Consider the following 25,210-nt stretch of genomic DNA (forward strand, 5'->3'; position numbering starts at 1 on the left):
TGAGACTTTACTATGAGTGATAAAAAACCAATTTCATCAACTGATTTACTAATGATTGCTAACCAAATCATTCAAGATCAAGAGTCTTATATTGACGGGATGCGTGCAACTTCTGTAGAAGAGCGCGATGGTGTATTAATTTTCAAAGGTGAATATTTCCTTGATGATGAAGGATTACCAACACCAAACACCACTGTTGTTTTCAATATGTTCAAAATGCTCGCACACAAACTCTCTCCTCAGTTTACGCTAGCAAGCTAAAACGGATGAGAATAAAAAAACCCGCATCAAGCGGGTTTTTAATCTACGAGTATAAATACTTACATAAATGGACGCTGACCACGCGCAACCCACTTCATCAGTAAACTATCCGCAGCTTCGCTTGATGCGCCTGCTAGTTTCTCGGTAAGCTTCTTACGACGTACGTATTTTACTTTAAGTACTTCACGGTCTTTACATGCTTCAGTGATCAAATCATCACTGGTTGAGATCTGATCAACCAAGCCTAATTCAAATGCTTGTTGGCCGAACCAATGCTCGCCCGTTGCCACTTTTTCAAGATCGAGATCTGGGCGGTGAGCGGCAATAAAATTCTTAAATAAGCCATGAGTTTCTTCGATTTCCATCTGGAATTTTTCACGTGCTTTATCAGTATTCTCACCAAACATAGTTAATGTACGTTTAAACTCACCAGCTGTGATTTGCTCGTAGTCAATATCGTTCTTTTTCAATACCTTATTAAAGTTAGGTAATTGAGCGATCACGCCAATTGAGCCAACAATTGCAAACGGTGCTGAAACAATTTTATCAGCAACACATGCCATCATATAACCACCACTTGCTGCTACTTTATCAACTGCAATAGTCAGCTTAATACCTGCCGCTTTTAAACGATCAAGTTGAGATGATGCTAAACCATAACCATGTACCATACCGCCGCCCGTTTCTAAGCGTAATAGCACTTCATCACCTTCGATAGCAACCGCCAGAATTGCCGTGATCTCTTCACGTAATGACGATACTTCTCGCGCATCAATACTACCGTGGAAATCAATAACAAATAAACGAGGATCACGTGATGTTTCTAAGCTGCCATTTTTAGCCGCTTGTTTCACTTCTTGTTGGCGTGCTTTATCTTTTTCTTTCTCTGATTTCTTATCCGCTTTATCGCGAGCTTTTAATAACGCTTTATCAAATAAGTGAGATTCAAGTTGGTTTACAGTGTCTTTGTATTGTTCTGTCAGATCGCTCACTTCCAGTTCACCTTTCTGCGAACCATGACGACCATTCAATGCTTTTACTAGTACCAATACACCAACAATCGCAACAACCACTGTCGCGATTTTGGCGAAAAATAGTCCATAATCAAATAAAAATTCCAATATCCAATCCTCTTTGTTGGCAGTAAAAAGTGCCAACCGTTATTGTAACTGTGTTATCACGTTTATCGCTATCTTCTCTTTCAGAAAAACGTAATGAATCGGTTTATAGATCACGTCTTAAGATGAAAGGAAATTTAATCAGCGAGTAAATTCTGATATGTTTTGTTTAGTAGTAATCTATATTGTTACCAAGCTCAATACTTGGTGGGGTTCTTCGGCGAATAATCAGCCAAAAAACAAGAAAAATCAACATTAGAAGGATGCTAACGTGGAATACCATAATGCTGCTGATTCTCTTAAAGATCGTGTCATTTTAGTAACAGGTGCCGGTGATGGCATTGGACGCGAAGCCGCTATTCAATATGCAGCCCATGGTGCAACGGTTATTTTACTCGGTAGAACAGTCGCAAAACTTGAAGCTGTTTATGATGAAATTGAAACTCTGGGCTACACAAAGCCAGCGATTATCCCTTTAGATTTAATGGGTGCGACTAAACAACACTATCTCGATATGGTGGATACCATCGAGCAACAATTTGGTCGCCTAGATGGTGTATTACATAACGCAGGGATCTTGGGCGTACTTAGCCCACTAGAACAAATTGAAGAATCGACCTTTGATGATGTCATGCAAGTCAATGTGAAAGCACAGTTTTTATTAACTCAAGCTGTTATTCCGCTTATCAAGAAATCGTCCGATGGCAGAATTATTTTCACAACATCAACCGTTGGTCATAGTGGCCGTGCATTTTGGGGCAGTTATGCTATTTCAAAATTTGCAACAGAGGGCATGATGCAAGTCCTTGCTGATGAATTAAGCAACACCAATGTAAAGGTAAATGCGATTAATCCTGGCGGAACAAGAACAGGAATGCGAGCCAAAGCCTTCCCAGCAGAAGATGCAAAGCAGCTTAAAACACCAAAAGATATCATACCGCTATATGTATATCTAATGAGCCCAGAAAGCCGCCATGTTTCTGGTAAATGTATCGATGCTCAGCCTAAGCCAACATCGTCTTACAGTCATTGTGAAGAAGAATAAAGCTGTTCATTGAGATATAAACAAAAAAGCCGACGCAATTGTCGGCTTTTTTACAGCTAAATCTAGTGTTAGTGACTTTGTGTTTTAAGTTGTTTTCGCCACTGCCAAGCAAATAAACAAGACAAGGTCAGTACCACAACCGCTGAGCCTAATAACACATTGTCTGTCGGTGTTTCACCAATGATCAACCATACCAACAACGGACCAAAAAGCACTTCCAGTAACAAGATCAAACTGGTTTCAGCTGCGGGTAAATAACGTGGCCCATGTGCAATCAAATAGAAAGACAATGGGATCACAACACCACCGAGTAAGAACATATAAATAGCATGTTGCATATCCAGTGCGAACGGTTTAGCGCCAACAGAAAGCGAAATAATCGATGTAAATACACCAGCCAGAATTATATAAATCGAGCCTAATTGCCCTTGGGTCTTACGAAGTGCTACAAGATAGACAGCGATCGCAACAGCAGAAACCAAAGCAAGCGAATCGCCTCTCAACTCGTCAACAGTGGGATGATAGCCGAACACTAACCCTATCCCACCCACAGCAATAATGATCGCAAAGATCGTTGCCTTATCTAACTTCTCTTTTAAGAAGAAGAAACCAATCACAGCCGTAAATAAAGGTGCTGTATTGGTAATAACTAACGTACTGGCCACTTGGGTATTATTCAGTGACAACACAAAACAAATGGTCGATGCGCTAAATAGTCCAGCAGTAATTAAAGTTAATAGCGATGGACGCAGTAAATGTTGCGTGATCAGTTTTTTATCTGAAAACCACTGCACAATAAACAACATGGCAGCAGGTAAGAAGCCACGCCAGAAAATTAATGTCCATTCATTACTATCAATTAAACGCACAAGTAGCGTATCAAAACTTAATACCATCACGCCAAAGACCGTGATCAATCGTCCCCGTTGTTGCTCTTTCAATGCATCTAACATTGCTATACTCACTGGCTATTCGTTATATGTTTAGCATCCCTTCACAGAAAAGTGCACCACAGCAATATTCACACTTTTTACTCCGTTGCTCTTTGAGTTATACCACGTCATTTACCGGATACAAAAAAACCGACACTAGGTCGGCTTTTAATTATTCATTTAGTCTAAACCAATTACTTACGAGTACGTGGCTTAGCAGGCTTATTGGCTAAAGGATTACGGCGATTTGCTGCATTTCCTGAAGGCTTACGCTTACCTGATGATTGCGGTTTACCCGATGTTTGTGGGCGACCTGCTGATTGTGGCTTACCGTTATCGCGACTGTCACGATTATCACGACCTTTTGCTGGTTGTGAACGACCATTACCACGATGCTCGTTTGATTGAGCTTCAACTTCAGCATTACGACTAGAGCCAGGGTTACGACGATCGTTACCACGACCACGACGACCGCGAGCACCGCCCGTTTCTACACGCTCTTCGTGACGACGAACAGCACGACGGATCTGACGAATGCCTTTTTTACGCTTTTGACCTTCAACAGTTAATGCTGTTTCAGTCTCAGGCGGAAGCTCAACTGTTGCACGAAGTTCATTCACTTCTTTTAGTTCAAGCTCACTCCAACCACCACGAGGCATATCTTTCGTTAGGTAAACATCACCGTAACGAACACGCTTAAGACGGCTAACAGTAACACCTTGCGAATCCCATAAACGACGAACCTCACGGTTACGACCTTCAGTGATCACTACGTAGAAGGTATGGTTCATACCTTCACCACCAGCGTAAACAACATCTTCAAAACGTGCTAAACCATCTTCTAGTTCAACACCTTTAACAACGTTCTTTACCATTTGCTCAGTCACTTCACCAAATACACGAACCATGTATTCACGTTCAACCGTGCGGCTTGGGTGCATTAAGCGGTTAGCAAGTTCACCGTCTGTTGTGAACAACAATAAACCTGAGGTGTTCGCATCAAGACGGCCTACTGATACCCAGCGACCTGTGTTTAAGCGAGGAAGACGATCAAATACAGTACGGCGGCCTTCAGGGTCGTGACGAGTACATAGCTCACCTTCTGGCTTGTTGTAAGCAAGAATACGGCAAATTTCTTCATCAGAAGAGATCAGCTCAATGTTATGACCATCAATACGAACACTTACTGATAAATCTTCAAGACGATCACCAAGTTTAGCAACGACACCATCAACACTGACTCGACCGTTTTGGATCATTAATTCGATTTCACGACGTGATCCTTGGCCAGCTCGTGCCAATACCTTCTGTAATTTTTCACTCATTATAGACAAACCTTTGTCGCCTTCACAGGCGTCGAAATACTCATCAAAAGATTCCGGATAATATTTTCCAATTTAAAATCAGACTGTTACTTAACCAAAACCATTTACGCGAATAGCATTAATTTGGATTCTGTGTGAGGCATTAGCAACTCACTTTTTATCAGAATGTGGGCGCGCATTATGCCAAAAAACGGCAAAGTTAGCTATAAAAAGATAGTCGATTGCGAGGTTAGTTACAGGAAAATCAAACCAATAAAATAGGAATAAAAACAAAAAAGCAAACAGCTAGAAACTAACTATTTGCTTTTATTAGATTTACCTAGGTTTAGAACGTTCTAGATCATTCAAACGGTGTCACATCACCTGCACCAACTCGCACAATATTAATTTCACCTTCACTGAAATCAATCACTGTTGTTGGCTGCTCACCTAAGTAACCACCATGCATAATCAAATCAACAGCATGTTCTAACTTATCGCGAATTTCATCGGGATCTGCTTCTGTTGTTTCATTACCCGGTAAAATAAGACTGGTTGACATCAGTGGCTCACCTAGCGCTTCAAGTAACGCCAGTGCTATCGCATTATCAGGTACACGAATACCAATCGTTTTACGCTTAGCATTCATTAAACGGCGAGGTACTTCTTTTGTTCCTTTAAATATAAAGGTGTATGCACCTGGGGTGTTATTACGTAAAAGACGGAAAGCGATATTATCAACACGGGTGTACAAAGATAGCTCAGATAAATCGCGGCATAACAAAGTGAAGTTGTGCTTTTCGTTTAAACGACGGATCTGACAAATACGCTCTAATGCTTGTTTGTTTTCTAACTGACAACCAAGGGCATAACCAGAATCCGTTGGATAAACGACAACGCCGCCATTTTTAATAATTTCTACCGCTTGTTTAATCAAACGCGTTTGGGGTGTTTCTGGGTGAACATAAAAAAATTGACTCATTATTCCTCCTTTGAGGCAGCAGGCTCAGCCTGAATTTCTACCTCTACTCGCTTTTTCTCAACTTCCCAATCATGCCAAATCGCTGGAACATCTTTAGGGAGCCACAAATTACGTCCTAATTCCGTCCAAGGTGATTGGTAATGAAAATCGGACCCTTGTGAAGCAAGTAAATTAAATTGTATGGCGTAATCCCCTAAGGTACGTCGTTCTTGCGGCCCTTGCTGAGGCTGTGATACTTCCATACCGTCACCACCAGCTTCAATGAAATGCTGGATTAATCGCTTAAGCCATTTTGCCGTCATATTATAACGGCCTGGATGGGCAATAACCGCTTTACCACCGGCGGCATGAATCACATCAATAGCATCGGCGATAGTGCACCAGTTTGGTGGTACGTAACCCGGATTTCCGCGTGTTAAGAATTTCTTAAACACCGCCTGCATGGTTTTCGCATAACCTTGTTCAACAATCCAACGGGCGAAATGTGCACGAGTGATCGATGCATCACCCGCAAGTTTAGCCGCGCCTTCAAATGCCCCTGGCATTCTGTTTTTTTCAAGTCGCGCACCAATTTCTTTAGCACGTTCAAGTCGACGCTCTACTTGCTGTTCAATAAACGTCACTAACGTTGGATTTTGTGGGTCTATATTAAGCCCAACAATATGAATATCAAAGTTTTGCCACACGGTAGAGATTTCAATACCGTTGATTAACGTAATAGGCAAAGCTTCTTGCTCTATCACAGTATGCGCTTCATGTAGGCCAGCAACCGTATCGTGATCAGTAATTGCCAGGATGTCGACCCGCATATCTACGGCTCGTCGAACTAATTCTTGCGGCGTTAAGCGACCGTCAGACGCTGTAGTATGGCTATGTAAATCAAACAACATAAGTTTTATTCTTGACTTTATAATCGTGAACTAGTTTACTAGTACGCAGATACCAAGTATCCAATACTTACTTGAAAGGCATCACGTACATTTAGCTGATAGAAAAAATGTAACTAATACCTAATAGGACTCTTACATGTTACAGCAAATTCAAAATCAACAATGCGTTTTCTTCAATAATTGGTGGTGGCACTCCTACTTACGGGCGGTGTGAATTGCTGTAACTCAGCAAAATAGCAACGAGCCCGCCATCAATGCGGGCTTTTTTATAACGCCGAATTTAACTAAATAAAAAATAAAACGGGCACTGCACCTAGCCTTCACTGCGACCATTAACAAGGATGACCTCATGATTATTGTCTTAAAACCGCAAGCAACAGAAGCTGATGCCAAAAGCCTACTAGCTCAAATCGACAGTGTCGGATTAAAACCGCTATATATGCCTGGCAGTGAACGCATTGTTTTAGGTGCATTAGGTGATGAACGTGTTTTACAACGCTTAAATATCGAAGCGAACCCTTTAGTTGAAACGGTAAAACCCATTTTAACTAAATACAAATTAGTTAGCCGAGAAGTCCAAGCCCACAACACAGTGGTACGTTTTGGCTCTGCTGCGGTCGGTGGCGATCGTTTTGCTGTTATTGCAGGCCCTTGCTCTGTCGAATCAGAGCAACAATTATTGTCTGTGGCTGAAATGGTGAAGTCTCATGGTGCTATGGCACTGCGAGGTGGAGCATATAAACCTCGCACCAGCCCTTATGATTTCCAAGGATTAGGTATTGAAGGGTTAAAATTGTTAAAAAAAGCCAATGACATGCTCGGTATACCTACCGTATCTGAAGTTATGGATGTGAGCCAAGTTGAAAAAATGACTCAATATATTGATTGTTTTCAAATTGGTGCGAGAAATATGCAAAACTATGGCTTGTTAAAAATTATCGGTGAAAGTAAAAAACCGATCTTGCTCAAACGCGGACTTTCAGCCACTATCGAGGAATTGCTGCTCGCTGCTGAATATATATATGATGCAGGTAACCCAAATATCATTTTGTGTGAGCGTGGTATTAGAACGTTTGAGACAGCAACCAGAAATACATTGGATCTCAATGCTGTCGCTTATTTAAAGCAACATACCCATTTGCCCGTGCTGGTCGACCCAAGCCATGGAACAGGTATCCGTGAGTTAGTGATCCCACTCTCACGCGCAGCAGCTGCTGTTGGCGCTGATGGCATCATTGTCGAATCACATTTAAATCCATGTGAAGCCTTATCTGATGGTCATCAAGCATTAACCGCACCAATGTTTGAACAATTAATGCAGGAATTAAAACCGTTTGTGGAAGCGGCAGGGAGAACGCTGTGAATACTCACTCAATAGGAAATCATCCACTAGGGCAAAATACATTAGCGGCTAATGAGATCAATCTTCTCAGCCTTGATGTACCTTATGTTGCCGATCCCACTGAACTGTACTTTTCAGTTTGTGGCGATCGCCCGCACAACCTTTTATTAGAATCAGCAGAAGTTGATTCTAAGCAAGATTTAAAGAGCTTAATGCTTGTTGATGCAGCAGTACGTATTGTTTGCCGCGGTAAAGAAGTCACGTTGGAAGCACTAACCAGTAATGGTGTGAATGTCATTACGCATTTACAAAGCCAACTGCCTAACGATATTCATGCAGTACTCAATGGAAAAACATTAACCTTGGTATTTCCATCCCACGCTCATGATATTGATGAGGATAGCCGCTTACGCCAAACTTCATCATTCGATGCTCTACGTTTGATCCAACATGCCTTTGATACCAAGCACCACCCAAAAGAAGCTTTATTCTTAGGTGGTCTATTTGCCTATGACTTAGTCGCTGATTTTGAGCCGCTACCAGAAGTGAAGCAAGACAATAACTGTCCTGACTATATTTTCTATATTGCCGAAACCTTGTTGATTATCGATCACCAACGTCGTAAAGGCACGCTGCAAGCAACTTTATTTGGTGGCGAGCACTACACCAATAGCTATCATGATTTGAGTCGTCGCCTGCAAACGATTAAAGAGATCTGTTTAAACCCTCAGCCTGTGCCACCCGCACAAGTATTAGACAAATGTGAGCCAGAGGCGTCTATTAGCGATGAAGATTTCTGCCAAACGGTTAACGATCTTAAACAATACGTTATCAATGGCGACGTGTTCCAAGTCGTGCCATCACGCCAATTTACTTTGCCATGCCCTTCAACGCTCGCGGCATATAAAGCATTGAAAATTGGTAATCCAAGCCCTTATATGTTCTTTTTACAAGACTCAGAATTTACCCTGTTTGGCGCCTCTCCTGAAAGTGCACTGAAATATTGTTCAGATTCAAACCAAGTAGAGATATACCCGATTGCTGGTACTCGACCACGAGGCAAAAACAGCGACGGATCAATTAACCTTGATTTAGATGGTCGTATTGAATTAGAGCTACGTTGCGATAAAAAAGAGAATGCTGAACACATGATGTTAGTGGATTTAGCACGTAATGATGTCGCAAGGATCAGTGAAGCAGGAAGCCGCTATGTAGCAGATTTACTCAAAGTTGATCGTTACAGCCATGTCATGCACTTAGTTTCTCGAGTGGTTGGTCAATTGCGTGGCGATCTTGATGCCCTTCATGCGTACCAAGCCTGTATGAACATGGGCACATTGACAGGGGCACCGAAAATCCGAGCTATGCAGCTTATCCGTGATGTTGAACAACGCCGTCGTGGTAGTTATGGCGGTGCTGTCGGTTATCTTACTGGTCACGGTGATATGGATACTTGTATCGTGATCCGCTCAGCTTACGTTGAAAATGGTATTGCAAGTGTTCAAGCTGGTGCTGGCGTGGTTTACGACTCCATTCCACAAGCAGAAGCCGATGAAACGCGTGGCAAAGCGCAAGCAGTCATTAACGCTATTCGCACAGCACATCAAGGTTAAGGAGAACCACAATGACAAACGCAACCCCAGCCCATATTGTGCTACTCGACAACTTTGATTCGTTTACTTACAACCTTGTTGATCAATTTCGTTCTCTCGGTCACCCAGTAACGATTTACCGTAATAACTTAACGGCAGAGCAAGTAGAAAATGCACTTAGTGCTAAAAGCAATCCCGTTTTAGTGTTATCCCCCGGTCCTGGTGTGCCAGCTGATGCGGGATGTATGCCCGAACTGATCCAACGCGTGAAAGGTAAAGTACCAATGATTGGTATTTGCCTCGGACAACAAGCGATTGTTGAAGCTTACGGCGGTAAAGTTTCAGGCGCAGGTGAAATTGTCCATGGTAAAGCTGCAATGATGAGCCACAACCAACATGCAGTGTTTGGCAATTTACCGAATCCTCTCTCTATTGCACGTTACCATTCATTAGTTGCAACAGAAGTGCCAGATAGTCTAGAGACTATCGCTGATGTCAATGGCTTAGTCATGGCAGTACTGAACGAAGAAGATAAGGTATGTGGCTTTCAATTCCACCCTGAGTCAATCCTAACGACACAAGGGGCGGAGCTTTTAACACAGACCTTAAATTGGGTAACAACATCTAACGGAAAGAATAATTCAAAGCATTAAGGACGATGATTATGGATAACAAAATTTACGATATTGCCAATAAACTCTACGATCAAAAATCTCTGAGCCAACAAGAGAGTCACACCCTATTTGATGCCATTATCAAGGGTGAGGTCGATCCCATCATTCTTTCGGCCGTTTTAACATCGTTGAAAATTAAAGGTGAAACACCCCAAGAAATTGCTGGAGCCGCAAGTGCTTTAGTCGCTAATGCCAACGCCTTCCCAAGCCCAGATTATGACTTTGCCGATATCGTAGGCACCGGTGGCGATGGTGCCAATACCATTAATATTTCAACCACAGCAGCATTTGTAGCTGCAGCGTGTGGAATTAAAGTGGCGAAACACGGTAACCGTGGCGTTTCAAGCAAATCTGGCTCTTCAGATCTGCTTGATAAATTTGGCATCAACCTTGCGATGACACCAGAAAACGCGCGTGGCGCATTAGATGAACTTGGCGTGTGTTTCCTATTTGCGCCTGAATATCACGGTGGTGTACGCCACGCTATGCCTGTACGTCAAACATTAAAGACTCGCACCATCTTCAATGTACTTGGGCCTTTAATTAACCCAGCAAAACCTAACATTGAACTTATGGGTGTTTACGACAATAGCCTCGTTCGTCCGATTGCAGAAACCATGGCTACCATGGGCATGAAGCGTGCGGCTGTGGTTCACGGTAGTGGTTTAGATGAAGTGGCAATTCATGGTGAAACCCATGTTGCGGAAATCATTAATGGCGAAATCACCGAATACACTCTCACTCCTGCTGATTTCGGTTTGGATACCTACCCGTTAGAGGCGATTAAAGGCGGCGAACCTGAAGAGAACCGCGCCATTATCACTAACATTTTAACCGGTAAAGGTACACCTGCCCAAGTTGGTGCAGTAGCAGTCAACGTAGCCCTGCTATTACGTTTATTCGGTCAAGAAGATCTTAAACAAAATACGCAACAAGCTATTGAAGTCATGCAATCAGGCAAAGCTTTTGAATTAGTAGAAAAATTGGCAGCACGAGGATAATCATGGAAACAGTATTAGCAAAAATTGTTGCTGACAAAAAAATTTGGGTAGAAGCACGTAAGGAATCACAGCCACTTGATTCATTTATTCATGCTCTCGTCCCAAGTGATCGTGACTTCTACCAAGCGTTATCATCCAATACTGATAATGGTGTAGAGCGCCCTGCATTCATTCTTGAATGTAAAAAAGCCTCACCATCAAAAGGCTTGATCCGAGACGATTTTAATCTTGATTACATTGCTAGTGTGTACAACAACTATGCGAGTGCGATTTCAGTTCTAACCGATGAAAAATACTTCCAAGGTAACTTTGAGTTTCTCCCTCAAGTCCGTGGTCAAGTACACCAGCCCGTACTATGTAAAGACTTCATGGTTGATACCTATCAAGTCTATTTAGCTCGTCACTATCAAGCTGATGCTATTTTGCTTATGTTGTCAGTCCTCAATGACGAGGAATACCAAACCCTTGCTGATGTTGCCAATCAATTAAATCTTGGCATTTTGACCGAAGTGAGTAACGAAGAAGAGCTTGAACGTGCAATTAACTTAAAAGCGAAAGTTGTCGGTATTAACAACCGTAATTTACGCGATTTAAGTATTGATTTAGACCGCACTAAACAGCTTGCACCAAAATTATCATCAGACACGATTGTGATTTCAGAGTCTGGCATTTACAGCAATCAAGAAATTCGCCAGTTATCTCAATATGCCAATGGCTTTTTAATTGGCAGCTCGTTAATGGCAGAAGATAACCTCGATCTTGCGGTACGCCGTGTGTTACTTGGTGATAACAAGGTCTGCGGATTAACCGAAGCGAAAGACGCCACCATCGCTTACCAAAATGGTGCCGTTTACGGTGGTTTAATTTTTGTTTCTAACTCCCCTCGCTGTGTTGATATCGAGCAAGCACGCCATGTGATGACAGGCGCCCCACTCGATTATGTTGGTGTATTCCAAAATGCAGAGCTTGAAACAATTGTCGATACGGCAAAACAACTTGCACTCAGTGTTGTGCAGCTACATGGCACAGAAACGCAGCAATACATTAATGAGCTAAAAGCACAACTTCCTGCTCAATGTAAAATTTGGAAAGCGCACGGGGTATCAGATGCTTTACCTGATTTATCAGCATACCAAGTTGATAAACACCTTGTTGATAGTAAAGTAGGTAATCAAAGTGGTGGTACAGGGACAAGCTTCGACTGGTCGTTGATCCAAAGCGGCGATCGCAAAGGTATATTATTGGCTGGTGGCTTAAATGCAGACAACGCACAACAAGCGGCAGCATTAGGATTTGATGGCCTTGATTTAAATTCTGGTGTGGAAAGTGCGCCAGGCAAAAAAGACTCGAATAAATTGAGTGCGGCATTCGCGGCAATCAAAAATATTAAGGACGATAAATAATTATGAGTAAATTAGATGCCTTTTTTGGCGAATTTGGTGGTCAGTATGTACCACAAATTTTAGTGCCTGCATTAGACCAATTGGAAGATGCGTTTATTGAAGCGCAGCAAGATCCGAGTTTTCAACAAGAATTTATTACACTACTTAAAGAATACGCTGGTCGTCCAACCGCCCTAACGCTATGTCAGAACTTGACGAAAGGGACGAAAACAAAGCTATACCTGAAACGTGAAGATTTATTACACGGTGGTGCGCACAAAACAAACCAAGTTTTAGGTCAAGCATTACTCGCTAAGCGCATGGGTAAAAATGAGATCATCGCTGAAACTGGTGCCGGTCAACACGGTGTTGCAACTGCGCTTGCTTGTGCACTACTCGGTCTTAAATGTCGTGTTTACATGGGTGCTAAAGATGTTGAACGTCAAAGCCCTAACGTATTTCGCATGAAGTTGATGGGCGCAGAAGTTATTCCTGTCCACTCAGGCTCTGCAACCTTAAAAGATGCTTGTAATGAAGCAATGCGTGATTGGTCTGCAAGTTATGACAAAGCACACTACTTGCTAGGCACAGCGGCGGGTCCTCACCCATTCCCAACGATTGTACGAGAATTCCAGCATATTATTGGTGAAGAAACTAAAGCCCAGATCGTAGAGAAAGAAGGTCGCCTACCTGATGCAGTTATTGCTTGTGTCGGTGGCGGTTCCAACGCAATTGGTATGTTTTCAGATTTCATTGAAGAAACAGATGTGAAACTGATTGGTGTAGAGCCTGCCGGTAAAGGTTTAGATACCGATATGCATGGTGCACCTCTTAAACACGGTACATTAGGTATTTTCTTTGGTATGAAAGCACCACTGATGCAAGATAAACACGGTCAAGTTGAAGAGTCTTACTCTGTATCAGCAGGTCTTGATTTCCCATCTGTCGGTCCACAACATGCTCACTTAAATGCAACAGGTCGTGCTGAATACGGCTCAGTGACTGATGATGAAGCACTAGATGCATTCCAATTGCTCGCACGTAAAGAAGGGATCATTCCTGCGCTTGAGTCTGCTCATGCATTAGCTTATGCCATGAAACTTATTCATGCAGAACCAGAAAAAGAACAATTGCTAGTAGTTAACTTATCAGGTCGTGGTGACAAGGATATCTTTACTGTTCACGATATTTTGCAGGAAAAAGGAGCATTATAATGGATCGTTATCAACAATTATTCAGCACATTAGCTGAGCGCAATGAAGGCGCTTTTGTGCCTTTTGTTACCATTGGCGATCCGACTCCAGAGCAATCAATGAAGATCATTGATACATTGGTTGAATCTGGCGCTGATGCTTTAGAATTAGGTATTCCATTTTCAGATCCTCTCGCTGATGGCCCTACAATCCAAGGCGCAACCATCCGCGCATTAGAATCAGGCACCACACCAACCTTGTGTTTTGAGTTACTAACACAAATTCGTCAAAAATACCCTGACGTGCCAGTCGGGTTATTGATGTACGCCAACCTTGTGTTTGCCGCTGGCATCGATAACTTTTATCAGCAATGTGCAAAAGCTGGAGTTGATTCAGTATTAATTGCAGATGTTCCCGTTAATGCATCACAAGAGTTTCGTGATGCGGCAAATAAATACGGTGTTCACCCTATTTTTATTGCGCCACCTAATGCTGATGATGCAACACTACAAGCGGTCTCTGAACTCGGTGGTGGTTACACTTACTTGTTATCACGCGCAGGTGTAACGGGTGCTGAAACTAAAGCAGGAATGCCAATAGATCACTTGTTATCTAGCCTTAAAGCACATAACGCGCCGCCAGCTATTTTAGGATTTGGTATTTCTTCGCCAGAGCAAGTTAAAGAGGCGATCACTGCAGGTGCTGCAGGCGCAATCTCAGGCTCAGCAGTCGTGAAAATTATCGAGCAAAATCTTGAAAACAACACTGTAATGTTAGAAAAATTATCTGCATTCATTTCATCAATGAAAGCAGCAAGTAAATAACGCATTCTAACGAATGTAATAAGCCCATACATTTCAGCTTACTGATGCTGTTTATGTATGGGCTTTTTTATATAGCTATCGTTAACGAAAAAGAGTGCTTTAAATCTATCACCAATAATAAAGACAGTAACGTTGAAGACATACTTGATGACAATATAAGAGAATTCTCAATACCGTTAATAGCGCGTTATTGACGACTTATACACAACTCACACTAAGCTTAAAAACAAAAGCAAGGAAAAGAAAAAAGTTAACGACAAGGCAAATGTTGAACAACAAACGAATGCGATTAAAGAAACTTGTAATCGTGTAGTACAAGAAAACAAGGCATATCAATGTGTAAGAAATTGATGTCACATGAGACACTTTATTTAAATAACACACGCTTGGTAAATGATTAATAATTGTTATCGTATTGAAAACGATAATAACCAATAACAGAAATGCTTGTCCCAAACAGAGTATCAGACCCATTTTTCCATAGTGTTGAATAAACGCCTTGATTGATAAGTATTTCATTGATGCCTCCAGATTAAGAAATAAGAAACACTATAAAGAAAGGGTTCATTTTAACTTAACCATGCAATAAAAAGCCATCAAACGATAAGCAATTACTCTAATATATGCATATTGCTACCACTCTTTTTCAACGATCAACAGAAAACCTCAATCCTCGTGATTGCGAACAATGATCATTGCATGTAAAGACACACCCAATACACATTCGCGTAACGATTAAAACCAAATAAACACAACTATGCTTACTACACTTTTGCATCAATACTTTAGAGGTCGATACTGTGCAAAATAATGGAAGTTTAATGAAAAATATTGGCGTACAAGTTGTTATTGCCATGTTCGTTGGCGCATTTGTTGGCGCGATGATGGGGCATTCGGCTTCAATGTTTGCGCCGTTGGGCAGTATTTTTATCCACCTAATCAAAATGTTAGTTATTCCATTGGTCGCTGTTGCTATCATTTCAGGTGCCGCAGGATTAGGTAACAGTCAATCTGCTGGTAAAGTAGGCATAACCACTCTGCTCTTTTTTATATTTACCTCCGCTATCGCAGTCATACTTGCTTTGGGAATGGGGCATATTTTCAAACCCGGTATCGGGATTGATCTTAATGCGGTGTCAGGTCTCTTTGCTAAAACCTATGCCGACAAAGGCGAGCTGCCAACGTTTTGGAATACCGTATTAGGGATGATCCCGACTAACGTATTCCAGTCTTTAACCGAAGCTAATATTTTACAGATCTTAGTGTTTTGTCTATTTTTTGGTATCGCTGTTTCTAAACTAGAAAAAGAGCGACGAGAACCTTTAATCAACGGTATTAATGCCATCGTTGATGCTATGGTATGGATGATTAACGTTGTGATGAAAATAGCACCGCTGGGCGTATTTGGTTTAATGGCAGATGCGGTCGGCACCTTTGGTTTTGATGCATTGATGGTGGTCTTTAAACTGTTTATTGTTTATGTTGCCGCCATTGCTATCTTCGGTTTTGTGTTCTATCCCCTGCTAGTAAAAATATTGAGTAAAACCTCTGCACTCAGATTTTTATCCGCCATGAAAAAGCCACAGATTGTAGCCCTTTCAACCGCTTCTTCTATGGCAACATTACCGGTTAACATGGAAACGTGTGAACAAGAATTAAAGGTCAGTAACGCTACCGCATCATTCGTTCTGCCATTAGGGGCGACAATTAATATGAGTGGTAATGCCATTTACTATGGTTTAGTTGCAACTTTCTTTGCTCAAATATTCCAAGTTGATTTAACCATAGGCGCCTATGTCGCCATCATTTTGACATCCACTTTAGGCGCAGTTGGACAAGCAGGTGTCCCTGGCCCATCTTTCCTTGTGGTTGCCGTTTTGCTTTCAGCTGGCATCCCCATTGAAGGTCTACCACTGTTATTTGCACTTGATCGGATCTTTGACATGATAAGAACAGCACTTAATATCACTGGTGATGCTGCTTGTGCGGTGATTGTTGATAGGCTTATCGATCAAGAACCTACTTAGTAATAAAGCACTACTATCCTTTTCTTAGCAACGCCCATCTAACAAAAATAGGCGTCGCTTTTTCTTCGCTCTTTTTCATTCACCATACTAAAAGGGTATACTCTTATTAATTATTAGAAATGAGTTGTTGTAATGAAACAATTATTAGATTTTATCCCCCTTATCATTTTCTTTATTTTATTCAAAACGAGTGGCATTTTTATCGCCACAGGCGCTTTAATTGCAGCAACAGCGGTTCAGGTAGCGTTGACTTGGTTTATCTATAAAAAAGTCGAAAAAATGCAACTGGTTACTTTCGTATTGGTGGCTATTTTTGGTGGCTTAACCATTTTCCTCCATGACGAAAACTTCATAAAGTGGAAAGTCACCATCATCTACACCATCTTTGCTCTAGCATTACTTATCAGCCAATTTATGGGTAAACCACTGATCAAAAGTATGCTTGGGAAAGAAATTACCTTACCTGAATCAATTTGGTTACGTATTAACCTTGCTTGGAGTGTGTTTTTTGTTGTCTGCGCTATAGTAAACATCTATATTGCATTCAATTTCCCGCTAGATATATGGGTAGACTTTAAGGTATTTGGGCTATTAGCATTAACGCTGCTCTTTACCTTCCTCACCGGTGGCTACATTTATCGCCACTTACCGAAAAGTGACAATAACCAGTAAAGTTGTAAATCATGAACACTAAAAATAATATCCCTCGCGGACAGCTTCTGCTTCGCACGCTTGCCATGCCAGCCGACACCAACGCCAATGGTGATATATTTGGTGGTTGGATCATGTCCCAATTGGACTTAGCAGGCGCGATCCTTGCCAAAGAAATTTCTGGCGGGCGTGTTGTGACTGTCTCTGTTGATAAAATAGAGTTTAAAGCCCCTGTTAGTGTTGGTGACGTGGTTTGTTGTTACGGTGAGTGTAAACGCATTGGCAATACATCCATGAGCATAGGTCTTGAAGTTTGGGTAAAACCTGTCGATGTTGAGACTGTCGGTGATCGATACCGTGTATGCGAAGCAACATTTAATTATGTTGCAATTAATAGCGAAGGTCGTCCGCGCCCAATTGTAAAAGCGTAATAAGACAAGGCGCTATTTCGCTAACAAGTACAACATTAACCGACAAAAAAGCACTAACGCCTAGTTAGTGCTTTTTTTATTGGTTACTATGGGGAAATAGAACAACAAGATAGCCAGCGATACCTTAGTGCTATCACTTCTGATATTTATTAGGGAGAACAATAATGTGGTACGTCATTTTTTCTCAAGATGTTGAAAATAGCTTAGAGCGACGTATGAGCGTTCGTGAAAAACACCTTGCACGTTTACAAGATTTACAAGAACAAGGTCGATTGTTAGTTGCAGGGCCTATGCCTGCTATTGATAGTGAGAACCCAGGTGATGCCGGGTTTACAGGCTCTACTGTTATTGCGGAATTTGCTTCTTTAGAACAAGCACAACAATGGGCTGACGCTGACCCTTATATTGATGCAGGCGTATACGCTAATGTGATTGTGAAGCCATTCAAAAAAGTGCTTCCATAATTTATTTAAGGGCGAGATTGTGAAATTAACTATAAGCAAAGCGCTAATCACCGCATCATTAGGTTTATTACTGCTTAGTGGCTGTGCTTCTCATGAAAAGCAACAAATTGCAGAAACATTAGCAAAAAGCCGCGCTGCAGCAATTGATAGTAAAGCACCTTATCCAAAAATTGATGCCTATCAAATAACCCAAGCCTACGCGTCAGGAAATACCGTTAAAATTAATGTTCTTTATGGTGGAAAAAGTCGTGTTTCGCCATCCAATGCTGCCAAAACGGCTGCAAGAAACTACTGTAATAACAAAGAAATACAACCTTTATTTGATAGCGGCGTAAATTACCTAATTACGATCAAAGATATCAGTGGTCGTACAATGGCGCAGCAAGCAGTATCTAAAGACTCTTGTGAAGAACTGAATTAATATTCATTTCCATAGCGATAAAAAGCCCGTACCAATAATCATTTGGCACGGGCTTTTCAATATTGATAGGTATATTTAAATTTGCTCGTCTATCGTTACTTCTGAAGCCGCAATGGCCTCGTTTATTTGTATTTCAAATGCTTTCAAACGCTTATAAATCGACATCAATTCAACAATAGTCTTCCAAGAGTGCACCAAATATTGGAATGATTCTTCTACTTTACTGAAAGCATTAGAAATTTGTGTAAAGAGCCCTAAAGTCAGTGCACCGGAAACAATAGCAGGTCCCATCGCAATGAGAGGTATAATCATTGTATATTGAAGATAAGAAAACTTAGCAATATCAAAATACAGATAATGCTTGAACAATGTGAAGTAATTTTTCCTAACGTTTGAATACAGTTCTTTAAGTGTTTCAGGCTGCGCTCGCTCCAGATGATCCTCACCATGTACAAGCTCTTTACGATACGCGGCTTCAACTTTTTGATTATTAAACTCAAGCCCCGGAAGTTTAACTCCTACAATAGCGAGAAGCCCTGTTCCAAAAACAGAAATAATGATGGCTAAATAAACCAGGGAATGCTCAACGGGCCCTATCCAAGGTAGTTCTTTGATATTCTCACTTAACGTCCACAATAGAGGTAAAAAAGCAACAAGCAACATGACTGAACGTAAAAAACTAACCCCTAATGTTTCAAGGATCGCTGCCAACCTCATTGTGTCTTCTTGTACACGCTGTGATGCCCCTTCTATATGACGGATCTTATCCCAATGAGAGGTGTAATAATCATTCATTGCTGTTCGCCATCTGAACACGAAGTGCTTAGTAAAAAACTCTAAGAAAGCGGCAATAATGATATACAAAGACACTATGTTGAAAAATTCTAAGGTTCCCGCAAGTATTTCTTCAAACTTCACTGAGTTTGGCGTTGTCATTGCCTTTTGAAGTAAATTGTAAAAAGATCCATACCATTCATTGACTTCAACTGTAATTTGTACACTATACCAAGTACCATAAAGTATTAATGCGCTTCCAAAAATCGACCATAAAAACCAGCGTCGTTCGAGAAAAAAAGACTTAAACATAATGACTCATCCTTAATCGATGTTTTGTTATGTGGCTACCCTAAACGAACTAACAATCCTACGTTTTTATTTTTATATGCTGTCTTTTCAGTATTTGTCAGCAGCTGTAAAATTGCAACATTACCTTAATTATGAACAAGTTAGTAAGGTTGAATATATGGCAATGTGGCACTTTATCCATTTTTATCACTAGAAGCGTAGCAATTAGATATAAAAAATCCCTTATATTTAAAACATAAGGGATAAGATAATGGTTATCGCTATTTTCTATTTTTCAATTAGTTGCGTTGGAATACCAATGCCTTTAAACCACCTTCTGGCTCAATATCTTTAAACTCGGGTGGATTATCAAGACGTTTTTCAAACACGAGCTCTGGTGCTTCTGCTGCCATACCTTCAATTAAGAAAGCTGAAGTAATGCTAGGATCATTCACACACGCTAACACTGTACCGTTTTCGGTTAACAATTCAGGTAAGCGACGTAAGATCTTTTGATAATCTTTCGTGAGCGCAAAGCTCCCTTTCTGAAATGATGGTGGATCAATAATAATGAGATCGTATGGGCCATATTTGCGCACCTTACCCCATGATTTAAATAATTCATGGCCTAAGAAACTAACTTTCTTTAAATCATGTTTATTTAAATGGTGATTATCACGACCACGGCTTAATGCCGCTTTTGCCATATCAAGGTTTACAACATGCTCTGCGCCACCAGCAATTGCAGCAACCGAGAAACCACAGGTGTAAGCGAATAAATTTAACACGCGTTTACCCGCTGCTTGCTCACGAACCCAATCACGACCAAAGCGCATATCAAGAAATAAGCCGTTATTTTGCTTACGTCCAAGATCCAGCTTGTACACTAAGCCACTTTCAATCACATCTTGATATTCAGACGTTTCACCCCACATCACGTCCATCGGAGATCCTTCGCGATCACGATGTTGAAGCAATAGCGATGTCGCACCACTGTTTTGCCATTCTGCTGTTTTAGTCAGTTTATTCAGCAAAGTGGTAAGTTCAGCTAAGAACTCAGGAGATGGCTCTTTAAACAAGGAAACAAGTACTTGACCTTGTAGCCAATCAACCGTTATTTGCTCTAACCCTTGCCAGCAACGTCCACGGCCATGAAAGAGTCGGCGAACTTCATTTGGCGGTGAAGACAAGGCTGTGAGTAGATGAGCTTCTAAAGTGGGTAATGCACTTATTTCCATAATTTCAAACTATATAGTGAATTAAGGGCGCTATTTTAACCACTGGCCACAAGAATACCAGTTTCCATGTCTTATATTACTCAAGCCGCTAATAATAGAGCCGTTGGCAACACTGAAGTAGTGATTTTTTTAGGTAAACAATGCGGTATAAATGCAGGATAATTACGGTAAATTAAATGCGATGATAATTGAAAAATACCATCGTTAGTCTGTTTTAATTCAGGGAGGTAAGGGAAATAAAACGTAGCATACTTTAATTGAAAAAACTGCTGAGCCCGATACCGACAATGTCGAAGTTGGCGTTGATTACGACGTTGTTTTCTATGAGCTCGTGAGCGGACAATACGCATGTTTTTTCTCTTGCTAGGTGATCCTAGACAGCCATTATACGTTAAGCTTATTGATAGTTATAGCACCAAGAATATGTGCTGATGCTAGTTGCTGAGGATTTCTACAGTTCTAAATAAACTGCAGAAAAACACAGCATCCATACAAAGATTTATACACTCGCCTTTTTATAAGCTAATGTTGGCCACTCTAATTGCCATGGCTGATTCCAATCGCTTAACGCTTGTTGTGTCTCAGCGACTTGCCACAATTTACCGTCTGTTGGTGGACAAATAAAACGCTGTGTTTCGCCCTTATAAGGAAAAGACAGTGCATAAGCATGTAAGTAACCACGATCTGACGTTTCAGTGCCATAAATATCATCGCCAGTAATACCAGAACCCACACTACGTAATGCAACACGGATCTGATGCGTTTTTCCTGTATGCGGCTTACAGAGAAATAAACGTCGTCCTTCACCTGCAGCTGTTGAGAAAAACTGAGTAATGGCTGGATTTTCCTTCGTACTTTCTAATTTCCAACTACTGCGACGTGAGCGAGTCATATCACCAATCACCACACCTTGTTTTTTCTTTGGCTTTTTGGTGCCTATTGCTACATAAAACTTTTCGACCACCCGCTCAGCAAAATTTGAAGATAGGATCGATGCCGCTTCTTTATTACGTCCAAGCAGAAGTAAACCTGATGTCATTTTGTCTAGACGATGGATCAAATACAGCTTTTCATCGCCGGTGTGTTCAGCAACAGCTGCTAGTAACGGCTGATCATTGTCATCTTTATGAACACTGATACCTGGATGCTTATCAATAACTAAAAAATCAGGGTGTTGGTAAATAAGAGTAAACATAGGGCAGCCTTACAACAAAAGAGCGAGCGAGTATACCAGCACAATATCAAAGGAAAAGTCAGGGGGTGAAATTAACACCGGAGAAAAATGGTATATCTCTATCTAATAAATGCTTCTCTTTATAATTTTCAATAATTAATATTTGGTCCAATTTATATATTTAATTAAACAGTTAAAAACTGATATCTCACCCAATTTTTGTTAATAAACACCCTAAATACTAGGTTTTTTTCACTTTTCAATGCACTATATATCTATAACGTATTATTAAAGCAATGAAGTCATTTGATGGAACAATTTTATCAAGTCTTAACGTGGATTGGCGTTTTCGCCTATTGGTTACTCATCGCATCGGTTACTGTTCGCGTCGTATTTAAACGTCGTGTAGTTGGAGTATCACTAGCGTGGATGATGATCATTTACATCGTACCTATCGGTGGGGTAATTGCATATTTATTATTTGGTGAATTAAATCTTGGTAAAAAGCGAGCTGAGCGTGCACGTGAAATGTTTTTGCCTTTTGCTAATTGGTTTAAACAACTCAATGATTGTCCAGGACATCAACCTCAGGAAATGAGCCTTGTTGCTAAGCCGATCAGTGATTTATGTGAAAATCGCTTAGGTATACCTGGGCTTATTGGTAATGATCTTTCCTTGCAATCATCGCCACAAGAAATTTTACGTTCATTGGTTAAGGACATAAATAATGCACAACACTCAATCCACCTTGAATTTTATATCTGGAATCCTGGTGGGCTTGCTGATGAAGTGGGCGTTGCTTTAATTCAAGCGGCTAAACGTGGTGTTAGAATTCGCTTGTTACTTGATTCTGCGGGCAGTATGCGCTTCTTTCGTTCACATTGGCCTAAGTTAATGCGTGGTGCTGGCATCGAATTAGTTGAGGCCCTAGCAGTATCACCGTTTAGGATGTTCTTCCGTCGTCTTGATTTACGTCTACACCGTAAAATTGTCGTGGTAGATGATCATATTGCTTATACAGGCTCTATGAACTTAGTCGATCCTGCATTCTTTAAAGTCGATGCGGGCGTGGGTCAATGGGTCGATGTCATGGTGCGAATTTCAGGCCCTACCGTCTCGGTTTTAAATTGTATTCAAGCATGGGACTGGGAGGTAGAAACAGGGAAACGCTTTTTACCCCCACTGCCTTCCTGTACCTTTGATACTGCGCACAAAGACACAGTACAAGTCATACCATCAGGGCCAGGTATGCCCGATGATATTATTCATCAAGCGTTGCTACTAAGTATTTACCAAGCACAAAAATCTGTCGTTATCACAACCCCTTACTTCGTGCCGAGTGAACATTTACTGCATGCCATGAAAGGAGCAGCTGATCGTGGTATTGCAGTACATATTGTTATTCCGCGTAAAAATGATTCGATAATGGTGGAATGGGCAAGCCGATCATTCTTTAGTGATTTACTTGAATCTGGAGTACATATCCATCGTTTCCACGGCGGGTTGTTACACACAAAATCAGTAGTTATTGATGATAGCCATTGCTTAATTGGCACTGTAAATCTTGATATGCGAAGCTTATGGCTTAATTTTGAAGTGACAATGGCGGTCGATAATATCGTTTTCACCCAAGAGCTCAGCCAATTACAACAACGTTATATTGCTGATTCCGACGAAATCGATCGTGAACAATGGAGTAAACGTTCCATGAAGAATAAATTTATCGAGCGCTTTTTCTATATGTTTAGCCCACTGCTTTAACGCAATTAAGCTTGTATAAAAGTTAACCATTAAAAAAGGCAATCATCTGATTGCCTTTTTACTATCTCAGTACTTTAGCAATTACATTGCAGCCATAAAGATCTGTGAAATCTCTTCATGGGTTGCCTGTTTAGGGTTAGTGAAACCACAAGCATCTTTCAATGCATTATCAGCCAATAATGCGATATCTTCTTCTTTCACACCCAGTTCTTTTAAACCTAGTGGAATGCCAACATCTTTAGATAGCGCCACAATCGCTTCAAGTGCCGCATTAGCCCCCTGCTCTGCAGTCATACCTTCGACATCAACACCCATAGCCTTAGCAACATCACGTAAACGCTCAGCTGCTACTTGTGCGTTATAACGCTGAACATGCGGTAGTAATATCGCATTACATACACCATGAGGAAGATTGTAGTAACCGCCTAACTGGTGCGCCATCGCATGTACATAACCAAGTGACGCGTTGTTAAATGCCATACCTGCCATGAACTGCGCATACGCCATTTGCTCACGAGCATTAAGGTTTTGACCTTCTTTCACTGCGGTACGTAGGTTTTGTTGAATTAACTCAATCGCTTTAATCGCCACAGCATCAGTAATTGGTGTCGCGGCTGTTGAAACATACGCTTCGATAGCGTGAGTTAATGCATCCATCCCTGTTGCAGCGGTTAGTGATGCAGGTTTCGCTAACATAAGTTGAGGATCATTGACTGACATTAACGGCGTGGTGTTCTTGTCGACAATCGCCATCTTAATATGACGCTCTTCATCAGTAATTATACAGAAACGGGTCATCTCCGATGCAGTACCCGCTGTGGTGTTAATCGCAACCACAGGTAACTGTGCTTTTGCTGAACGATCAACACCTTCGTAGTCACCGATTTGACCACCGTTGGCAGCCAATAGCGCAATACCTTTCGCGCAGTCATGAGGCGAACCACCGCCCAATGAAATTACAAAATCACATTGGTTTTCTTTTAGTAACGCTAAACCTTCATCAACGTTTTTAATGGTTGGGTTGGGTTGGGTGCCATCGTAAACCACAGAGTCAATATCACGCTCAGTGAGCAATACAGCCACTTGAGTAACCACACCAATTTGGTTCAATACTTTATCGGTAACAATGAGTGCTTTTTTAAAACCGTGAGATTTAATCGCATCAGCAGCTTGAGTCAAACAGCCTGCGCCCATAAAGTTAACAGTAGGAATATAGAATGCACTGCTCATAATATTTACCTTAATTTAAATAATATTAATTACCAAAACACTCTGTTAAAAATGCTTTCGTAAATAATATAAGAACAATTAAATATCTCTTTAGTATCGTTTTACCTACTTAATAATTTATTTATTTGATCTAAAACAAAAAAATTAATGTCAGAATAAAGATAAATTTTTAAATTGATAAAGATCTCATTATTTGATTTTTATTATC

25 protein-coding genes and 1 other annotated feature are annotated in these 25,210 nt (G+C 41.1%); of the genes, 15 read left to right on the forward strand and 10 right to left on the reverse strand.

Annotation, left to right across the window (positions count from 1 at the left end; translation table 11 throughout):
• Window positions 1-12: 12 nt before the first annotated feature.
• Complete coding sequence (locus C9J40_RS01515; protein ID WP_107205678.1) at window positions 13-261, forward strand: YciN family protein; 249 nt, start codon at window positions 13-15, stop codon at window positions 259-261.
• 59 nt (window positions 262-320) lie between these two features.
• Here the strand turns inward: C9J40_RS01515 and sohB are convergent, their stop codons facing one another.
• Entirely contained in the window at window positions 321-1,382 is a 1,062-nt protein-coding gene (sohB, locus tag C9J40_RS01520) for a protease SohB (protein ID WP_107205677.1), read from the reverse strand.
• Between the two features lie 268 nt (window positions 1,383-1,650).
• Here sohB and C9J40_RS01525 point away from each other — a divergent pair, with 268 nt between their 5' ends.
• Complete coding sequence (locus C9J40_RS01525) at window positions 1,651-2,424, forward strand: YciK family oxidoreductase (protein ID WP_107245495.1); 774 nt, start codon at window positions 1,651-1,653, stop codon at window positions 2,422-2,424.
• Window positions 2,425-2,492: 68 nt separating this feature from the next.
• On the opposite strand, the gene C9J40_RS01530 is transcribed toward C9J40_RS01525, so the two are convergent.
• The 4 genes from C9J40_RS01530 to C9J40_RS01545 all read right to left on the reverse strand — a co-directional run bounded on the left by C9J40_RS01530 (window position 2,493) and on the right by C9J40_RS01545 (window position 6,532).
• On the reverse strand, window positions 2,493-3,377 hold the full coding sequence (locus C9J40_RS01530; protein ID WP_107205675.1) for a DMT family transporter: 885 nt from the start codon (window positions 3,375-3,377) through the stop codon (window positions 2,493-2,495).
• Between the two features lie 173 nt (window positions 3,378-3,550).
• On the reverse strand, window positions 3,551-4,681 hold the full coding sequence (gene rluB / locus C9J40_RS01535) for a 23S rRNA pseudouridine(2605) synthase RluB (RefSeq protein ID WP_107205674.1): 1,131 nt from the start codon (window positions 4,679-4,681) through the stop codon (window positions 3,551-3,553).
• A 340-nt stretch (window positions 4,682-5,021) separates the two neighbouring features.
• Window positions 5,022-5,642, reverse strand: coding sequence for an L-threonylcarbamoyladenylate synthase (locus C9J40_RS01540; protein WP_005370802.1), 621 nt, complete (start codon window positions 5,640-5,642; stop codon window positions 5,022-5,024).
• Window positions 5,642-6,532, reverse strand: coding sequence for a PHP domain-containing protein (locus tag C9J40_RS01545; protein ID WP_107205673.1), 891 nt, complete (start codon window positions 6,530-6,532; stop codon window positions 5,642-5,644). Before C9J40_RS01545 ends, C9J40_RS01540 begins: the two co-directional genes overlap by 1 nt.
• 175 nt (window positions 6,533-6,707) lie before the next feature.
• Window positions 6,708-6,802: a sequence feature (Trp leader region), on the forward strand.
• A 79-nt stretch (window positions 6,803-6,881) separates the two neighbouring features.
• Between C9J40_RS01545 and aroF the strand changes: the two genes are divergently transcribed.
• The 12 genes from aroF to gspS2 all read left to right on the forward strand — a co-directional run bounded on the left by aroF (window position 6,882) and on the right by gspS2 (window position 18,534).
• A complete protein-coding gene (gene aroF, locus C9J40_RS01550) occupies window positions 6,882-7,895 on the forward strand; it encodes a 3-deoxy-7-phosphoheptulonate synthase (protein ID WP_107205672.1) in 1,014 nt (337 codons plus the stop codon).
• Entirely contained in the window at window positions 7,892-9,487 is a 1,596-nt protein-coding gene (locus tag C9J40_RS01555) for an anthranilate synthase component 1 (RefSeq protein WP_107245496.1), read from the forward strand. The genes aroF and C9J40_RS01555 overlap by 4 nt, the downstream gene beginning before the upstream one ends.
• Window positions 9,488-9,498: 11 nt before the next feature.
• Window positions 9,499-10,119 (forward strand): aminodeoxychorismate/anthranilate synthase component II, encoded by a 621-nt coding sequence (locus C9J40_RS01560; protein ID WP_107245498.1) that lies wholly within the window; start codon window positions 9,499-9,501, stop codon window positions 10,117-10,119.
• An 11-nt stretch (window positions 10,120-10,130) separates the two neighbouring features.
• Window positions 10,131-11,141 (forward strand): anthranilate phosphoribosyltransferase, encoded by a 1,011-nt coding sequence (trpD, locus tag C9J40_RS01565; protein WP_107205669.1) that lies wholly within the window; start codon window positions 10,131-10,133, stop codon window positions 11,139-11,141.
• 2 nt (window positions 11,142-11,143) lie between these two features.
• Window positions 11,144-12,544, forward strand: a complete 1,401-nt coding sequence (gene trpCF, locus C9J40_RS01570) for a bifunctional indole-3-glycerol-phosphate synthase TrpC/phosphoribosylanthranilate isomerase TrpF (protein ID WP_107245500.1) — start codon at window positions 11,144-11,146, stop codon at window positions 12,542-12,544.
• Between the two features lie 2 nt (window positions 12,545-12,546).
• The gene (gene trpB, locus C9J40_RS01575) at window positions 12,547-13,737 is read left to right on the forward strand and encodes a tryptophan synthase subunit beta (RefSeq protein ID WP_107245502.1); all 1,191 of its coding nucleotides are present in this window, start codon (window positions 12,547-12,549) and stop codon (window positions 13,735-13,737) included.
• Window positions 13,737-14,540, forward strand: coding sequence for a tryptophan synthase subunit alpha (gene trpA / locus C9J40_RS01580; protein ID WP_107205666.1), 804 nt, complete (start codon window positions 13,737-13,739; stop codon window positions 14,538-14,540). The genes trpB and trpA overlap by 1 nt, the downstream gene beginning before the upstream one ends.
• Before the next feature lie 821 nt (window positions 14,541-15,361).
• Window positions 15,362-16,567 carry a dicarboxylate/amino acid:cation symporter gene (locus C9J40_RS01585; RefSeq protein WP_199188042.1) on the forward strand — a complete coding sequence of 402 codons (1,206 nt, stop codon included), beginning with the start codon at window positions 15,362-15,364 and terminating at the stop codon, window positions 16,565-16,567.
• A 132-nt stretch (window positions 16,568-16,699) separates the two neighbouring features.
• Window positions 16,700-17,239, forward strand: a complete 540-nt coding sequence (locus tag C9J40_RS01590) for a septation protein A (RefSeq protein ID WP_107245506.1) — start codon at window positions 16,700-16,702, stop codon at window positions 17,237-17,239.
• A gap of 11 nt (window positions 17,240-17,250) precedes the next feature.
• A complete protein-coding gene (gene yciA, locus C9J40_RS01595) occupies window positions 17,251-17,649 on the forward strand; it encodes an acyl-CoA thioester hydrolase YciA (RefSeq protein ID WP_107205663.1) in 399 nt (132 codons plus the stop codon).
• 164 nt (window positions 17,650-17,813) lie between these two features.
• Window positions 17,814-18,113, forward strand: coding sequence for a YciI family protein (locus tag C9J40_RS01600; RefSeq protein ID WP_107205662.1), 300 nt, complete (start codon window positions 17,814-17,816; stop codon window positions 18,111-18,113).
• Window positions 18,114-18,132: 19 nt separating this feature from the next.
• Window positions 18,133-18,534: a type II secretion system pilot lipoprotein GspS-beta gene (gspS2, locus tag C9J40_RS01605; protein ID WP_107205661.1), complete on the forward strand. Its 402-nt coding sequence runs from the start codon at window positions 18,133-18,135 to the stop codon at window positions 18,532-18,534.
• 75 nt (window positions 18,535-18,609) lie between these two features.
• Here the strand turns inward: gspS2 and sbmA are convergent, their stop codons facing one another.
• The 4 genes from sbmA to C9J40_RS01625 form a co-directional block, all read right to left on the reverse strand.
• Entirely contained in the window at window positions 18,610-19,620 is a 1,011-nt protein-coding gene (gene sbmA, locus C9J40_RS01610) for a peptide antibiotic transporter SbmA (RefSeq protein WP_107205660.1), read from the reverse strand.
• Window positions 19,621-19,898: 278 nt separating this feature from the next.
• Window positions 19,899-20,837 (reverse strand): class I SAM-dependent methyltransferase, encoded by a 939-nt coding sequence (locus C9J40_RS01615; RefSeq protein ID WP_107245507.1) that lies wholly within the window; start codon window positions 20,835-20,837, stop codon window positions 19,899-19,901.
• Between the two features lie 80 nt (window positions 20,838-20,917).
• Window positions 20,918-21,187 carry a hypothetical protein gene (locus C9J40_RS01620; RefSeq protein ID WP_107205658.1) on the reverse strand — a complete coding sequence of 90 codons (270 nt, stop codon included), beginning with the start codon at window positions 21,185-21,187 and terminating at the stop codon, window positions 20,918-20,920.
• Between the two features lie 149 nt (window positions 21,188-21,336).
• Window positions 21,337-22,032 carry a TIGR01621 family pseudouridine synthase gene (locus C9J40_RS01625; protein ID WP_107245509.1) on the reverse strand — a complete coding sequence of 232 codons (696 nt, stop codon included), beginning with the start codon at window positions 22,030-22,032 and terminating at the stop codon, window positions 21,337-21,339.
• 288 nt (window positions 22,033-22,320) lie between these two features.
• On the opposite strand from C9J40_RS01625, the gene cls reads away from it, so the two are divergent.
• Window positions 22,321-23,772 (forward strand): cardiolipin synthase, encoded by a 1,452-nt coding sequence (gene cls / locus C9J40_RS01630; RefSeq protein WP_107245511.1) that lies wholly within the window; start codon window positions 22,321-22,323, stop codon window positions 23,770-23,772.
• 81 nt (window positions 23,773-23,853) lie between these two features.
• On the opposite strand, the gene yiaY is transcribed toward cls, so the two are convergent.
• A complete protein-coding gene (gene yiaY, locus C9J40_RS01635; RefSeq protein WP_107245513.1) occupies window positions 23,854-25,002 on the reverse strand; it encodes an L-threonine dehydrogenase in 1,149 nt (382 codons plus the stop codon).
• Window positions 25,003-25,210: the final 208 nt, after the last annotated feature.

The sequence above is a fragment of the Photobacterium sp. GB-72 genome (assembly GCF_003026095.1).
Taxonomy (GTDB): Bacteria; Pseudomonadota; Gammaproteobacteria; order Enterobacterales; family Vibrionaceae; genus Photobacterium.